The organism is Streptomyces sp. NBC_00306 (assembly GCF_036169555.1).
Taxonomy (GTDB): domain Bacteria; phylum Actinomycetota; class Actinomycetes; order Streptomycetales; family Streptomycetaceae; genus Streptomyces; species Streptomyces achmelvichensis.
On the sequence record NZ_CP108032.1, the window covers coordinates 4,957,610 to 4,971,989 of the forward strand.

A 14,380-nucleotide genomic window follows, 5' to 3' on the forward strand; every position below is an offset into this window, starting at 1 on the left:
TCTCTTCACGTCAAGATTCGTGCAGAGGTGCGAAGGGGCGTCCCGCACGAGGGGCAGGGACCCCCACCGCCAGCTGTCTTACGGAGATCGCCATGACCCGCACTCCCGTCAACGTCACCGTGACCGGCGCGGCCGGCCAGATCGGCTACGCGCTGCTCTTCCGCATCGCCTCCGGCCACCTGCTCGGCGCGGATGTGCCGGTCAAGCTGCGCCTTCTCGAGATCACCCCCGCGCTCGGCGCCGCCCAGGGCACCGCCATGGAGCTCGACGACTGCGCCTTCCCGCTGCTGCGCGGCATCGAGATCACGGACGACCCGAACGTGGCCTTCGACGGCGCGAACGTCGCCCTCCTCGTGGGCGCCCGCCCGCGGACGAAGGGCATGGAGCGCGGCGACCTGCTCGAGGCCAACGGCGGCATCTTCAAGCCGCAGGGCAAGGCCATCAACGACCACGCCGCGGACGACATCAAGGTCCTCGTCGTCGGCAACCCGGCCAACACCAACGCCCTGATCGCCCAGGCCGCGGCCCCGGACGTACCGGCCGAGCGCTTCACCGCGATGACGCGCCTCGACCACAACCGCGCGATCTCGCAGCTGGCCGCCAAGACAGGCGCCGCCGTCTCCGACATCAAGCGTCTGACGATCTGGGGCAACCACTCGGCGACCCAGTACCCGGACATCTTCCACGCGGAGATCGCCGGCAAGAACGCCGCCGAGGTCGTGGGCGACGAGGCCTGGCTGGCCGACACCTTCATCCCGACCGTCGCCAAGCGCGGCGCGGCGATCATCGAGGCGCGTGGCGCGTCCTCGGCCGCCTCCGCCGCCAACGCCGCGATCGACCACGTCCACACGTGGGTCAACGGCACCGCCGAGGGCGACTGGACCTCCATGGGCATCCCGTCGGACGGCTCCTACGGCGTGCCGGAGGGTCTCATCTCCTCCTTCCCGGTCACCACGAAGAACGGCACGTACGAGATCGTCCAGGGCCTGGACATCAACGAGTTCTCGCGTCCGCGCATCGACGCGTCCGTGCAGGAGCTGGCTGAGGAGCGCGACGCGGTCCGCGCTCTCGGCCTCATCTGACGCAGCCCGCGCGCGTAACGGCACCACGAAGCCGCCTCCGGTTCTCCGGGGGCGGCTTCGCCGTACCCGGCCGCAGCCGGGGGACCGGGTTCTGCAGCCGGACGCGGCACAGGGCCCCGTACACATGTTCTTCCCGCGGTGCGGCATCCCGGTGTGCGGGGCCGTGGCCACCGGGGCGGGGGCCCTGGGGTGGACCCGGGGCGCGGGGACGGCCGCGCGCCTACGGACATCACGGACATCGCGGGCGAGTGCGGACGAGTGTGCATGACGGAGAGTGAGTAAGGCCACTTTCCGTCATGCGTTGGGTATGGATCGCTGACTTCCGGGCAGGCAGCCAGGTCGCCGGGTGACCGGTGGCAGCCAATGGGAACGGAAGGCAGAACGCGACGTGTCGGTACAGGAGACCATCCACGTGGGCGGAGAGTGGCGACAGGCCGCCTCCGGCGCCACGCGAGAGATCATCGACCCCGCTGACGCGACCGTCCTCACGGTCGTCGCCGAGGGCGGGACCGAGGACACCGACGCCGCGGTGGCCGCCGCGCGCAGCGCCTTCGACGACGGCGAGTGGCCCCGCACGCCCGTGGCCGAGCGGGCCGCCCTGCTGCGGCGCGTCGCCGATCTGCTCCAGCGCGACCGGGAGGAAATCGGGCTGCTGGAGAGCCGTGACGCCGGCAAGACCCTCGAGGAGGGCCGTGTCGACGTCGACTGCGTCACCGACGCCTTCCGCTACTTCGCCGACCTCGTGATGAACGAGAGCGGCGGCCGTGTGGTCGATGCGGGCTCCGAGGAGATCCACAGCGTCGTCGTGCACGAGCCCGTGGGCGTGTGCGCGCTGATCACGCCATGGAACTATCCGCTCCTCCAGGCGAGTTGGAAGATTGCCCCGGCGCTGGCCGCGGGCAATACTTTTGTGGTCAAGCCCAGCGAGATCACCCCGCTGACCACCGTCGCGCTCATCCGGCTGCTCGCCGAGGCGGGCCTGCCGGCCGGTGTCGCCAACATCGTGACCGGCGCGGGCGACCCCGTCGGCGCCCGGCTCGCCGACCACCCCGACGTCGATCTGATCTCCTTCACCGGCGGTCTGATCAGCGGCACCAAGGTGATGCGAGCGGCCGCCGACAGCGTCAAGAAGGTCGCGCTCGAACTGGGCGGCAAGAATCCGAACGTCGTCTTCGCCGACGCCTGCGAGACCGACGAGGGCTTCGACACGGCCGTCGACCAGGCGCTCAACGCCGCCTTCATCCACAGCGGTCAGGTCTGCTCCGCCGGCTCCCGGCTCATCGTCGAGGAGTCCCTGCGCGAGCGGTTCGTCGCCGAACTCGCCCGCCGCGCCGAGAAGATCAGGCTCGGCCGCGGCACTGCCGACGGCGTCGAGTGCGGCCCGCTGGTCTCCCGGCAGCAGCTCGCGAAGACCGAGGAGTACGTCGCGTCCGCCCTCTCCGAGGGCGCGGTACTGCGTGCCGGCGGCCGGCGCCCCGAGGGCGAGGACCAGGAGGGCTTCTTCTACCGGCCCACCGTCCTCGACCAGTGCCACCGCGAGATGCGCGTGGTCAGGGAGGAGGTCTTCGGCCCCGTCCTGACCGTCGAGACCTTCCGTACCGAGGACGAGGCCGTCGCCCTCGCCAACGACACCGAGTACGGACTGGCCGGCGCGGTGTGGACCACCGACGCGGGCCGCGCCCGGCGCGTCGCAGGTCGGCTGCGCCACGGCACCGTCTGGATCAACGACTTCCACCCCTACCTCCCGCAGGCGGAGTGGGGCGGCTTCGGCAAGAGCGGCATCGGGCGCGAGCTCGGTCCCGCCGGACTCGCCGAGTACCGCGAGTCCAAGCACATCTACCAGAACCTCGCTCCGCGCCCCGTGCGCTGGTTCGCGGGCTGACGAGGGACGAGGAGCACCAAGAACACCATGCCTGAGTACGACTATGTCGTGATCGGGGGCGGCACGGCCGGATCGGTCATCGCCTCCCGTCTCACGGAGAACCCGGATGTCACCGTCGCCGTCATCGAGGGCGGCCCGAGCGACGTCGGACGCGACGACGTCCTGACCCTGCGGCGCTGGATGGGCCTGCTGGGCGGCGAACTCGACTACGACTACCCCACCACCGAACAGCCCCAGGGCAACTCCCACATCCGGCACAGCCGGGCCCGGGTGCTCGGCGGCTGCTCGTCGCACAACACCCTCATCGCCTTCAAGCCGCTGCCGTCCGACTGGGACGAGTGGGAGACGGCGGGCGCCAAGGGCTGGGGCGCGGTGCCCATGGAGGCGTACTTCGCCCGGCTGCGGAACAACATCGTTCCCGTCGACGAGGCGGACCGTAACGCCATCGCCCGCGACTTCGTCGACGCCGCCCAGGCCGCCATCGGCGTCCCGCGCGTCGAGGGCTTCAACAAGAAGCCGTTCCACGAGGGCGTCGGCTTCTTCGACCTGGCGTACCACCCGGAGAACAACAAGCGGTCGTCCGCCTCCGTCGCCTATCTGCACCCCTTCCTGGACCGCCCCAACCTCCACATCGCGCTGGAGACCTGGGCGTACCGGCTGGAGCTGGACGGTCCCCGCACCTTTGACGGCGGGAACCCCAGGGCGACCGGTGTGCACGTACGGACGAAGGACGGCGAGGAGCAGCTCGTCACCGCCCGCCGTGAAGTCCTCGTCTGCGCGGGCGCGGTGGACACTCCGCGACTGCTGCTGCACTCCGGCATCGGCCCGAAGGCCGACCTGGAGGCGCTCGGCATCCCCGTCGTGCACGACCTGCCGGGCGTGGGCGAGAACCTGCTCGACCACCCCGAGTCGGTGATCGTCTGGGAGACCGACGGGCCGATCCCGGAGAACTCCGCGATGGACAGCGACGCCGGACTGTTCGTCCGCCGCGACCCGCGCGCCAGGACGCCCGACCTGATGTTCCACTTCTACCAGATCCCGTTCACGGACAATCCGGAGCGGCTCGGCTACGAACGGCCCCCGCACGGGGTATCGATGACGCCGAACATCCCCAAGCCCCACAGCCGCGGCCGGCTGTACCTGACCAGCGCCGACCCCGAGGTCAAGCCCGCGCTGGACTTCCGGTACTTCACGGACGAGGACGACTACGACGCGCGCACCCTCGTCGACGGCATCAGGATCGCCCGCGAGATCGCCCGGACCGAGCCCCTGGCCCACTGGCTCAAGCGCGAGGTCTGCCCCGGACCCGAGGTCACCGGGGACGAGGAGCTGAGCGAGTACGCGCGCAAGGTCGCCCACACCGTCTACCACCCGGCCGGCACCTGCCGGATGGGTGCGCAGGACGACGAACTGGCCGTGGTGGACCCGGAGCTGAGGATCCGGGGCCTGGACGGCATCCGGATCGCCGACGCGTCCGTCTTTCCGACCATGCCGTCCGTCAACCCCATGATCGGGGTGCTGATGGTCGGCGAGAAATGCGCCGAGCTTCTGGGAGGTACCGCCTGATGAGTACGCCGCCCGTCTTCTCCGTCAGCGATCTGTGGAAGGTCTTCGGGCCCAAGGCGGACCGCATACCCGGTTCGGAGCTCGCCGAGCTCCCGCCGGCCGAACTGCGCGAACGCACCGGCTGTACCGCGGCCGTGCGCGATGTCTCCTTCGACGTCCGCAAGGGCGAGGTCTTCGTCGTCATGGGCCTGTCCGGCTCCGGCAAGTCGACGCTCGTGCGCTGTCTGACCCGGCTCGTCGAGCCGACGTCGGGCTCGATCGCCATCGACGGCGAGGACGTCCTGTCGATGGACCGGGCACGGCTGCGCGAACTGCGCCGCCACCGCGCCTCCATGGTCTTCCAGCACTTCGGTCTGCTGCCGCACCGGTCGGTGCTCGACAACGTGGCGTACGGCCTGGAGATCCAGGGCGTCCCGCGGGCGGAACGACGGGCGAAGGCGGCGGAGTTCGTCGCCAAGGTGGGCCTCGACGGCATGGAGAGCCGCCGGCCCGCTCAGCTCTCCGGCGGTCAGCAGCAGCGTGTGGGGCTCGCCCGCGCGCTCGCCGTCGACCCCGAAGTCCTGCTGTTCGACGAGCCGTTCAGTGCGCTCGACCCGCTGATCCGCCGTGACATGCAGGAGGAGGTCGTACGGCTGCACCGCGAGGAGGGCCGCACGATGGTCTTCATCACGCACGACCTGAGCGAGGCGCTGAAGCTGGGCGACCGCATCGCGCTGATGCGGGACGGCCGGATCGTGCAGCTGGGCACCCCGGAGGAGATCGTCGGCTCGCCCGCGGACGACTATGTACGGGACTTCGTCCGTGACGTGCCCCGCGAGCAGATCATGACCGTGCGCACGGCGATGCGGCCCGCTCTCGCCGACGAGACCGAGGAGGGGCCGGCCATCGGTCCCGACGCCACGGTCTTCGAGGCCATCGAGGCGGTGGCGCGCAGCGGCGCGAGCGCCCGCGTGATGCAGGACGGCCGCTGTCTGGGCGTCGTGGACCACGCGGCACTGCTCAATGTGGTGGCCGGTGTGCCCGCGGCGAAGGCGGCGGCGTGATGAGTCCCTGCGCTTTCGACGGGCGCACCCTGTCCTGCTCCTCGGCTTCCGGGGTCTTCCGGGCCTCGGTGGCCTGCCGGAACTCCCGGGCCTCCCGGTCCTCGGCGGTCTGCCGTAGCGCCGGCGGCCGTGGGCGGTGGTCGGCATGACCGCCGTCACCACCGGACAGGACGTCACCGCCGTCGCCGGCGGGCGCCGCTTGCTCGAAGGCCGCGGACGCCACCTGGCCATGGCAGCCGGCGTCGTCGTCCTGCTGATCGCCGGAGCCCTTCTGCTCGGCGGCGGCAGCTGGCCCGCGTCCCTCGCCGTCGACCTGTCCGGCCCGCTCGGCCGGGCCAGCGACTGGATCGTCGACAACCGCGACAGCCACCCGGTCTTCCTGTACTTCTTCGGGCACATCAGCAACGCCGTCGTCCTTTCCGTGCGCGCGGTCTATCTGCTGCTGCTCGCCGCCGGATGGGCGGGCGTCACCGCGGCGGCCGGCCTGATCGCCTGGCGGGTGGCCGGTCTGCGGCTCGCGCTGACCGCCGTCGCCGGCTTCGCCGTCTGCGGACTGCTCGGCATGTGGGTGCCGACCATGCAGACCCTCGCCCTGATGGTGGTCGCGGTCCTCGCGTCCGTCGTCGTGGGCGGGCTCATCGGCCTCGCTACCGGGCTGTCGGACCGGACGCACCGGGCGATGCGGCCGGTGCTCGACACCATGCAGGTGCTGCCGGCGTTCGCGTATCTGCTGCCGGTCGTGCTGGTCTTCGGTATCGGCGTGCCCGCGGCCGTCCTGGCGACCGTGGTCTACGCCGCTCCGCCGATGGCGCGTCTCACCGCACTCGGGCTGCGCGGCGCCGACGCCGGCGTGCTGGAAGCGTCCGCCTCGATGGGCGCGACCGGACGGCAGCGGCTGCTGACCGCCCGGCTGCCGCTGGCCCGCAAGGAACTCCTCCTCGGCGTCAACCAGTCGATCATGATGGCGCTGTCGATGGCGGTCATCGCGTCCGTCATCGGCGCCGGCGGCCTCGGTGACCGCGTCTACCAGGCGCTGGCCTCCGTCGACGTCGGTGCCGCGCTCGCTGCCGGCATCCCGATCGTCCTGCTGGCCGTCGTGCTGGACCGTACGACCGCTGCCGCCGGTGCCCGGGTGGGCGCCGCTCCCGACACCTCGGCGCTGCGCGGATGGCGCGGCTGGACGGTGGTCGGCGTTCTGCTGCTCGCCGTCGCCGTGGCCGGGCGGCTTGCGGAGCGGCTGTCCTGGCCGGAGAGCTGGGTCGTCGGTATCGCCGAGCCCGTCAACCGCGCGGTCGACTGGATGACCGCCCATCTGTACTCGGGCGTCCCCGTCGTCGGCGGCACCGCCGACTGGGCCGCGCGCTTCACCGGCTGGGTGCTCGACCCCCTGCGGGACGGTCTCCAGGCGCTGCCCTGGTGGTCCGTACTCCTGCTGGTCGGTGCGCTCGCGCTGCTGATCGGCACCTGGCGCACCGCGCTGACGGCGGTCCTCGCCATGGCCGCCGTCGGCGTCCTCGGCGTGTGGGAGCCCTCCCTCGACACGCTCTCGCAGGTGCTCGCGGCCGTCGCCGTGACCCTGGTGCTGGGCTTCGCCGTCGCGATCGGCGCGGCACGCAGCGCACGGGTGGAGAGGCTGCTGCGGCCGGTGCTGGACGTGTTCCAGACCATGCCGCAGTTCGTCTATCTGATCCCGGTGGTCGCGCTGTTCGGTGTCGGCCGCGCCCCCGCGGCCGCGGCAGCCGTCGTGTACGCCCTGCCGGCCGTCGTCCGCATCACCACGCAGGGGCTGCGGGGTGTCGACCCCGTGGCCATGGAATCCGCCCGCTCGCTGGGCGCGACCGGCTGGCAGCAGCTGCGGCAGGTCCAACTGCCGCTCGCCCGCCCGGCCCTGCTGCTCGCCGTCAACCAGGGCGTCGTGCTGGTCCTCGCCGTCGTCATCATCGGCGGCCTGGTCGGCGGTGGCGCACTCGGCTACGACGTGGTGTTCGGCCTCGCCCAGGGCGACCTGGCGACCGGTCTGGTCGCGGGCGCCGCGATTGTCTGCCTGGGCCTGATGCTCGACCGGGTCACGCAGCCGACCGCCCGCCGCGCCGGAAAGGGGGCCTGACATGGCCACTCGTCTACGCATCACCGCACTGGCCGCGGCGATCGGCCTGGTGGGCATCACCGGCTGCGGCGCGGCCGATATGACCAAGCAGGCGTCGCCGTACGCCGCCGCCCAGGGCGCGAAGACCGTCACGCTCTCCGTCCAGTCGTGGGTGGGTGCCCAGGCCAATGTGGCCGTGGCGTCGTATCTGCTCGAACACGAGCTGGGCTACCGCGTGGACACCGTCCAGGTGGACGAGGTGCCGGCCTGGGACGCGCTCAGCCAGGGCCGGGTCGACGCCATCCTGGAGGACTGGGGCCACCCGGAGCAGGAGGACCGGTACGTCAAGGACAAGAAGACGATCGAGCCGGGCGGCGGTCTCGGCGTCACCGGTCACATCGGCTGGTTCGTCCCGACGTACTTCGCGAAGGCGCACCCCGATGTCACCGACTGGCGGAACCTCGACAAGTACGCCGACCAGCTCCGCACGGCGGAGAGCGGCGGCAAGGGCCAGCTGCTGGACGGATCGCCGTCGTACGTCACCAACGACAAGGCGCTGGTGGAGAACCTGAAGCTGGACTACCAGGTCGTCTTCGCCGGGTCCGAGGCCGCGCAGATCACCCAGATCAAGCAGTTCGCGAAGCAGAAGAAGCCCTTCCTCAGCTACTGGTACAAGCCGCAGTGGCTGTTCGAGAAGGTGCCGATGACCGAGGTGAAGCTGCCCGCGTACAAGGAGGGGTGTGACGCCGACCCGAAGAAGGTGGCCTGCGCCTATCCGCACACGCCGTTGCAGAAGTTCCTCAACAGCACGTTCTCGAAGAAGGGCGGCGAGGCGGCGGACTTCCTGAAGAAGTTCAACTGGACCACCGATCAGCAGAACGATGTGGCGCTGATGATCGCGGAACAGAAGCTGTCGCCGGAGGAAGCGGCCAAGAAGTGGGTCGAGAAGAACGAGGCGACCTGGCGGAAGTGGCTGCCGAAGAAGAAGTGATGTGACGTGGTGACGGCAGGACGGGCCCGCTCCGGCGGGCCCGTCCTGTTGTGTGTCGTGTCGTGGGGCCTGTCTTGGTGCTGCCGCGCCGCCCGTGCCGCCTGCGTGCCGTCGTCGCGTCCGTGTCAGCCCAGGAGCCGGTCCGCGATCCCCCTCACCTTCCGCATCGCCTCCTGCTGAAGCTGCGGGCCGAAGGTGATCCGGGTCGCGCCCAGGCGGCCCAGTTCCGCGAGCGCGGGGCCACCCGGGATCGGTGAGGCATTGATCGGGAGCGCGGTCTCGGCCCGCAGCAGCGGAAGGTGCTCCGGCGGGACGCCCAGCGGATACACGCAGTCCGCGCCGGCCTCCTCGTAGAGCCGGATCCGGCCGATCGCCTCGTCCGGGTCGGCGACGCCCCGCAGGAACGTGTCCATCCGGGCGTTGATGAACAGCGCGCCCCCGGCTGCCGCGCGGACCTCGGCCATCCAGTCGGCGTGCGGCCGCGGGTCCTTCAGCACCCCCGTGACCGGGTCGGAGTCCTCCAGATTGCAGCCGACCGCGCCCGTGTCGAGCACCCGGGCGACGAGTTCCTTCGGCGGCAGACCGTACCCGCCTTCGACGTCGGCGGAGACCGGAACGCTCACCGAGCGGGCGATACGGGTGACGGCGGCGAACATCTCGTCGGCCGGTGTATGCCCGTCCTCATAGCCGAGCGAGGCGGCGACGCCCGCGCTCGGGGTGGCGAGCGCGGGGAAGCCGGCGTCCGCGAAGACGCGGGCGGCGGCCGCGTCCCACGGGCCGGGGAGGACGAGCGGGTCGTCCGCCGCCCGGCCGTGGTGGAGTGCGCGGAAGGCCTCGACGGTCATCTCGGCAGCTCCTCAGTGCTGGTACTGGCCGGGTGTGTAGTGGCCCGGCACGAGCCGGCAGGTCACGCCGAAGCGGTTCCAGGCGTTGATGACGGTGATCGCCGCGATCAGCTGGGCCAGTTCGGTCTCGTCGAACTCCTTCGCCGCCTTCGCGAACACCTCGTCCGGCACGAAACCGTCGGTGATGACCGTCACCGCCTCGGTGAGCTCGATCGCCGCGATCTCCTTCGCCGTGTAGAAGTGCTGCGACTCCTCCCAGGCGCCGAGCTGGATGATCCGCTCCGGCGACTCGCCCGCGGCGAGCGCGTCCTTGGAGTGCATGTCCAGGCAGAAGGCACAGTGGTTGAGCTGCGAGGCACGGATCTTGACGAGCTCCAGGACCACCGGGTCGACGCCCCGACGGGCCGCCGCGTCCAGCGAGACCATCGCCTTGTAGACCTCGGGAGCGAGCTTCGCGAGATCGAGGCGGGGAGCGTGTTCGGGCAGACGCGTGGTGGTCGTTTCACTGTTCATGCCGTCGAATCTAGTCCGGCTGTGGCGCAGGAGTATGGTCCATTTACATGACGGATTCCTGGTCCACTTTCGGCGCCGACCTGCATCTGGAGCTGCGCGGTACGGGCCTGCGCGCGGGCCTGATGGACGCCCTGCGGGAGGCCGTCCGCAGCGGGCGGCTCACCCCCGGGACCCGGCTGCCGTCCTCGCGATCGCTCGCCGCCGATCTGGGCATCGCCCGGAACACGGTCGCCGACGCCTACGTCGAGCTGGTCGCCGAAGGCTGGCTCACCGCCCAGCAGGGCTCGGGGACACGGGTCGCACGGCGGGCGGCGCCCCGGCGGCCCGCCGGGGTGGCGAGAACGCGCCCTGCCAGGCCCACGGCCCGCTACTCCCTGCGGGCGGGCAGCCCCGACCTCGCGTCGTTCCCGCGTGCGGAGTGGCTCAAGGCGGCCCGCCGTGCGATCACCGCCGCACCCCACGAGGCGTTCGGCTACGGCGATCCGCGAGGCCGGATCGAACTGCGGACCGTGCTCGCCGACTACCTGGCCCGGGCGCGTGGAGTCCGCGCCGATCCCGAACGGATCGTCATCTGCTCCGGTTTCGTGCACGGGCTGATGCTGATGGGGAAGGTGCTGCGCGCGCGGCGCGTACGCGAGGTCGCCGTCGAGTCCTACGGCCTCGACCTGCACTGGAACGTGCTGCGCGAGGCGGGGATGCGGACGCCCGCGCTGCCCTGCGACGAACTCGGCGCAGCCACCCCGCAGTTGGAGCGGATGCGGGGAGCGGGCGCGGTGCTGCTGACACCGGCGCACCAGTTCCCGCTCGGGGTACCACTGCATCCCGACCGGCGCGCGGCCGTCGTCGACTGGGCCCGCGCGTCCGGCGGGGTGGTCCTCGAGGACGACTACGACGGTGAGTTCCGCTACGACCGCCAGCCGGTGGGTGCGCTCCAAGGGCTGGATCCCGACCGGGTGGTCTACATGGGCACGGCGAGCAAGTCCCTGGTGCCGGGACTGCGACTGGGCTGGATGGTGCTGCCCGAGGAACTGGTGGGGGAGGTGGCCGAGGGGAAGGGGGCGACCGACTGGATGTGCGGCGTGCTCGACCAGCTGACGCTCGCCGAGTTCATCGCCTCCGGCGCGTACGACCGGCATGTGCGCGGGATGCGGCTGCGCTACCGCAGACGGCGGGACCAGCTGGTGGCCGCGCTGGCCGAGCGTGCTCCGGACATCAGCGTCAGCGGGATCGCGGCGGGACTGCACGCGGTGCTCGAACTCCCGGACGGCACCGAGCCGTCGGTCGTCCAGGCGGCCGGCTGGCAGGGCCTCTCGGTTTCGGGGCTGTCCTCCTTCCGGCACGAGGAGGTGACGTCGGGCAGGGACGCCCTGGTGGTGGGCTACGCGACGCCGCCGGACAGCGCGTGGGCGAACTCGCTGGACGCGCTGTGCAGGGTGCTTCCTTAGGGCTGGGTTCCGGGCAGGGGGCGCCGTACGGGCGCGGGCGGGGTACGGATGCGGTGCGCACGACTGGTTCGGGCTCCCGGGTCGCGTGGACGGGACAGGACCGACGTACCGGGGCGGGGCGCACGACTGGTTCGGGCTCCCGGGCCGGGTGGACGGGACAGGACCGACGTAACGGCGCGGGGCGCACGGCTGGTTCGGGCTCTCGGACCGGTCGCCGTACAGGGCGCGGGGTGCGCCGCGCGTTCAGGCTCCGCGCCCGGGCGGTGACGCCGGCTGTTCCGCCTTCTCGTCGGTTTCCGCCGGGGGCTCGCCGAACCTCGCCAGGGCCAGCGCACCCGCCACCGCCACCGCGAAGCCCAGGATCGCCAGCCATGCGAGCCCTTCCCGCGTGCGGTCGCCCAGCCACACCACACCCACCAGCGCCGGACCGATCGTCTCCCCGATCACCATGCCCGCGGTCGCCGTCGTCACCGAGCCGCGCTGGAGGGCCGATGTCAGCAACAGGAACGCCGTGCCGCCGCCGACCAGCAGGGCGTAGAGGGCGGGATTGGTCAGCACCTCGGGCAGGGCGACGGTGTCGATCAGCCGGACCGAGACCTCGACGACGCCGAAGCCCGACCCGGCACCGAGTCCGAGCACCAGCGCGCGGGAGCGGTCCGGCAGCCGGCCGGCGAGCGCGCCGACGAGCAGGATGAGGACCGCGATGCCCAGCATCGCCCACTTCAGGGTCGTCGATCCGGTGCTCTCGCCCTCCGGACCGGAGGAGAGTCCCAGCATGGCGAGGCCCGCGACGACCACGCCCACCGCGGCCCATTCGGTGCCGCTCAGCCGGACGTGGAGCATCCGGGCCGCGACCACGGCGGTGACCGCGAGGCTCGCGGCGAGCGCCGCCCCCACCGCGTAGATGGGGAGGGAACGCAGGGCCAGGATCTGCAGGACGAAGCCGAGGCCGTCGAGCGCGAGACCGACGACGTACCGCCACTGCCGCAGGGCACGCAGCAGCAGCGCCGGGTCGACACCGGAGCCGGTTCCCGGCTCCGCCGCGCGGGCGGCGACTGCCTGGAAAACGGAGGCCGTGCCGAAGCAGACCGCTGAGGCGAGAGCGCAGATCATCCCAAAGAGCACAAAGTGACTGTAGATGAGGAGGGTTGGTGGACCGGTCGTGGCGACCCGCGAGGCGGCCACTAGTCTGTCCGCGGCCCCCTCCGTGGGGCCGGTGGTACGAGGGTTTTCCAGTGGTACGAGGGTGAACGGGGGCGAGCGTCCGATGGCGCGACGCAGGCTGAGGTCGAGCACGGTGGTGCTCGGTGGCATGGGAGTGCTCGCGGCGACGATCACGTCCTGCGGCTCGGACCCGGACAAGCGGTGTGTCGACCCGGTGACCCAGGAGAAGCTCCCCAGCTACGAGTGCGACGACAGCAACGGCACCGGTCGCTACTACTACGGCGGCAGCTACTCGTCCGGCAAGGCCGAGGGCGGCAGCTTCGACAAGGCGGCGGTCGACCGCGGCGGGTTCGGCTGCTCCGGCTCCGGCGGCGGCTGAACCCCGCCCGTAGCCGCCTCGGCTGCGGCGGCTGAGTCCCGCCCGAAGCTGCCCGCCGGCGGCTGAGTCCCGCCCGAAGCTGCCCGCCGGCGGCTGAGTTCCGCCCGAGGCTGCTCTGCTCCGGCGGTTGCCGAGCCCCGCCCGCAGCCGCCTCGGCTGCGGTGGCCGAGCCCCGCCCCCGTACTCCAGGAAGGCCGCGGAATGCAGCGCCACACGATCGAACCCCGGCCCGGCTGGCAGGAGATCGTCGAGGAACAGGGTCTCGTCTACCCCCTCACCCGCTACCCCGACGGCTCGCTGCGCCCGTACTGGGACGAGAGCGCCTACTACGCGTTCTCCCTCCCCGAGGTCGAGGCGCTGGAGGAGGTCGTCGAGGAACTCCACACCATGTGCCTGGCGGCGGCCGCGCACATCGTCGAGCGTGACCGGTTCGCCGACCTCGGGATCACCGACGCCCGGCTGGCCTCCCTGATAGCCGAGTCCTGGCGCAGGCGCGATGAACTCCCCTCCGTCTACGGCCGGTTCGATCTGCGCTACGACGGCACGGGCCCGGCGAAGATGCTGGAGTACAACGCCGATACGCCCACCTCACTGGTGGAGGCCGCGAGCCCGCAGTGGTTCTGGATGGAGGACCGCTTCCCCGGGGCCGACCAGTGGAACTCGCTCCACGAGCGCCTCGTCGACGCCTGGAAGCGCCAGGCCCCGCTTCTGCCGCCCGGCCCGCTGCACTTCGTCCACTCCGACGGGGACGAGCTCGGCGAGGACCTGATGACCGTGGCGTATCTGCGCGAGACGGCTGAGCAGGCGGGGCTCGCCACCGAGGCGCTGTCCGTCGAACAGATCGGCTGGGACCGGCTGTCCGGCCGCTTCGTGGACGACCGGCTGCGCTTCATCCGCTCCTGCTTCAAGCTCTATCCCTGGGAGTGGCTGACCACCGACCGCTTCGGGCCCCAGGTCCTCGCGACCCTCGACAACGGCGGCGGCACCGGCACCACCTGCTGGATAGAGCCCGCCTGGAAGATGCTTCTGTCGAACAAGGCGCTGCTCGCGATCCTCTGGGAGCTGTATCCCGGCCACCCGAACCTGCTGGCCGCCCATCTCGACGGCCCGCGCGAACTCGCGGACAGCCGCGGCTATGTCGCCAAGCCGCTGCTCGGCCGCGAGGGCGCGGGCGTCACGATCCACGAATCCGGCCTGGCTCCCGTCGTGCGCGACGAGCCGTGCTGCTACCAGGAGTTGGCCCCGCTGCCCTCCTTCGACGGCAACCGAGTGGTGCTCGGTGCCTGGGTCGTCGAGGGCGAGGCGGCGGGGCTCGGGATCCGGGAGTCCGCGGGGCTGGTCACGGACGAATACGCCCGCTTCCTTCCCCATGTGATCCTCTGAC

The 14,380-nt window shown here is 71.6% G+C and carries 12 protein-coding genes; 9 read left to right on the top strand and 3 right to left on the bottom strand.

The genetic code is table 11. From position 1 onward, the window contains the following. Nucleotides 1-92 precede the first annotated feature (92 nt). The 6 genes from OHA05_RS22165 (at nt 93) to OHA05_RS22190 (ending at nt 8,650) form a co-directional block, all read left to right on the top strand. Nucleotides 93-1,082 carry a malate dehydrogenase gene (locus OHA05_RS22165; protein ID WP_313944581.1) on the top strand — a complete coding sequence of 330 codons (990 nt, stop codon included), beginning with the start codon at nt 93-95 and terminating at the stop codon, nt 1,080-1,082. A gap of 388 nt (nt 1,083-1,470) precedes the next feature. Continuing rightward, a complete protein-coding gene (locus OHA05_RS22170) occupies nt 1,471-2,964 on the top strand; it encodes an aldehyde dehydrogenase family protein (RefSeq protein ID WP_313944580.1) in 1,494 nt (497 codons plus the stop codon). A 27-nt stretch (nt 2,965-2,991) separates the two neighbouring features. Continuing rightward, entirely contained in the window at nt 2,992-4,530 is a 1,539-nt protein-coding gene (locus OHA05_RS22175; RefSeq protein ID WP_328861518.1) for a GMC family oxidoreductase, read from the top strand. Then, nucleotides 4,530-5,573 carry a quaternary amine ABC transporter ATP-binding protein gene (locus OHA05_RS22180; RefSeq protein WP_313944578.1) on the top strand — a complete coding sequence of 348 codons (1,044 nt, stop codon included), beginning with the start codon at nt 4,530-4,532 and terminating at the stop codon, nt 5,571-5,573. The genes OHA05_RS22175 and OHA05_RS22180 overlap by 1 nt, the downstream gene beginning before the upstream one ends. A 229-nt stretch (nt 5,574-5,802) precedes the next feature. Continuing rightward, the gene (locus tag OHA05_RS22185; protein ID WP_328863438.1) at nt 5,803-7,680 is read left to right on the top strand and encodes an ABC transporter permease subunit; all 1,878 of its coding nucleotides are present in this window, start codon (nt 5,803-5,805) and stop codon (nt 7,678-7,680) included. Nucleotide 7,681: 1 nt separating this feature from the next. Next, complete coding sequence (locus OHA05_RS22190; RefSeq protein ID WP_328861519.1) at nt 7,682-8,650, top strand: ABC transporter substrate-binding protein; 969 nt, start codon at nt 7,682-7,684, stop codon at nt 8,648-8,650. Between the two features lie 125 nt (nt 8,651-8,775). Here OHA05_RS22190 and OHA05_RS22195 read toward each other — a convergent pair whose 3' ends face one another. Next, complete coding sequence (locus OHA05_RS22195) at nt 8,776-9,495, bottom strand: isocitrate lyase/PEP mutase family protein (RefSeq protein WP_328861520.1); 720 nt, start codon at nt 9,493-9,495, stop codon at nt 8,776-8,778. A 12-nt stretch (nt 9,496-9,507) separates the two neighbouring features. After that, complete coding sequence (locus OHA05_RS22200) at nt 9,508-10,008, bottom strand: carboxymuconolactone decarboxylase family protein (protein ID WP_313944575.1); 501 nt, start codon at nt 10,006-10,008, stop codon at nt 9,508-9,510. Nucleotides 10,009-10,055: 47 nt separating this feature from the next. On the opposite strand from OHA05_RS22200, the gene pdxR reads away from it, so the two are divergent. Continuing rightward, the gene (gene pdxR / locus OHA05_RS22205) at nt 10,056-11,453 is read left to right on the top strand and encodes a MocR-like pyridoxine biosynthesis transcription factor PdxR (protein ID WP_328861521.1); all 1,398 of its coding nucleotides are present in this window, start codon (nt 10,056-10,058) and stop codon (nt 11,451-11,453) included. A gap of 243 nt (nt 11,454-11,696) precedes the next feature. On the opposite strand, the gene OHA05_RS22210 is transcribed toward pdxR, so the two are convergent. Beyond that, entirely contained in the window at nt 11,697-12,566 is an 870-nt protein-coding gene (locus tag OHA05_RS22210; protein ID WP_313948898.1) for a hypothetical protein, read from the bottom strand. A 154-nt stretch (nt 12,567-12,720) separates the two neighbouring features. Between OHA05_RS22210 and OHA05_RS22215 the strand changes: the two genes are divergently transcribed. Beyond that, a complete protein-coding gene (locus OHA05_RS22215) occupies nt 12,721-12,996 on the top strand; it encodes a hypothetical protein (RefSeq protein ID WP_313944573.1) in 276 nt (91 codons plus the stop codon). Nucleotides 12,997-13,197: 201 nt separating this feature from the next. Next, nucleotides 13,198-14,379 carry a glutathionylspermidine synthase family protein gene (locus OHA05_RS22220; protein ID WP_328861522.1) on the top strand — a complete coding sequence of 394 codons (1,182 nt, stop codon included), beginning with the start codon at nt 13,198-13,200 and terminating at the stop codon, nt 14,377-14,379. The last annotated feature ends 1 nt before the right edge of the window (nt 14,380 follow it).

Coding starts and splice junctions, on each gene's coding strand:
- OHA05_RS22165 (WP_313944581.1), top strand. CDS start 93: ATGACCCGCACTCCCGTCAACGTCACCGTGACCGGCGCGGCCGGCCAG.
- OHA05_RS22175 (WP_328861518.1), top strand. CDS start 2,992: ATGCCTGAGTACGACTATGTCGTGATCGGGGGCGGCACGGCCGGATCG.
- OHA05_RS22180 (WP_313944578.1), top strand. CDS start 4,530: ATGAGTACGCCGCCCGTCTTCTCCGTCAGCGATCTGTGGAAGGTCTTC.
- OHA05_RS22185 (WP_328863438.1), top strand. CDS start 5,803: ATGGCAGCCGGCGTCGTCGTCCTGCTGATCGCCGGAGCCCTTCTGCTC.
- OHA05_RS22190 (WP_328861519.1), top strand. CDS start 7,682: ATGGCCACTCGTCTACGCATCACCGCACTGGCCGCGGCGATCGGCCTG.
- OHA05_RS22195 (WP_328861520.1), bottom strand. CDS start 9,495: ATGACCGTCGAGGCCTTCCGCGCACTCCACCACGGCCGGGCGGCGGAC.
- OHA05_RS22200 (WP_313944575.1), bottom strand. CDS start 10,008: ATGAACAGTGAAACGACCACCACGCGTCTGCCCGAACACGCTCCCCGC.
- pdxR (WP_328861521.1), top strand. CDS start 10,056: ATGACGGATTCCTGGTCCACTTTCGGCGCCGACCTGCATCTGGAGCTG.
- OHA05_RS22210 (WP_313948898.1), bottom strand. CDS start 12,566: ATGATCTGCGCTCTCGCCTCAGCGGTCTGCTTCGGCACGGCCTCCGTT.
- OHA05_RS22215 (WP_313944573.1), top strand. CDS start 12,721: ATGGCGCGACGCAGGCTGAGGTCGAGCACGGTGGTGCTCGGTGGCATG.
- OHA05_RS22220 (WP_328861522.1), top strand. CDS start 13,198: ATGCAGCGCCACACGATCGAACCCCGGCCCGGCTGGCAGGAGATCGTC.